Raw genomic sequence first — 355 nt, 5'->3', positions numbered from 1 at the left:
GGGATTTCGTGCAGCTCGTAGCCGCGGTAGGACTTGGAAATGGGCTTGACCCACTCCGGGCGGTAACCGCGCAGGTCTTCCAGCGTCATCGCGCCGCCGCATTCCTTGCTGAAGGCGGCGATGCGCTCGGCCAGTTCGCCTTCGTAGAAGTCGCGGCCCTTGGATTCGGCGATGCGGCGCAGCGTGTTGGCGGCGTCGGGGAAACGGAAGTGCTCGCCGACCTTGGGCGCGCGGCCCTCGGGCAGGAAGGCCTGGGCGTAGCCCGGCTGCGATTTCAGTTCTTCGGCGGCAGCGGCCCACTTGTGCGCCACCACGGGCGGCACGGCGTAGCCGCGCTCGGCGATCTCGATGGCGG

General features: G+C 69.0%; 1 pseudogene. It reads right to left on the bottom strand.

Annotated features, from left to right (window positions below):
* Positions 1-355: pseudogene (locus B3446_RS16635) on the bottom strand (gamma-glutamyltransferase); the annotation flags it as partial.

Source organism: Achromobacter sp. UBA5777, from assembly GCF_002418565.1.
GTDB lineage: Bacteria > Pseudomonadota > Gammaproteobacteria > Burkholderiales > Burkholderiaceae_B > Achromobacter > Achromobacter animicus.
The sequence above is the reverse complement of the archived record's forward strand: the minus strand, read 5'-3'. Positions and strand labels throughout refer to the sequence as shown.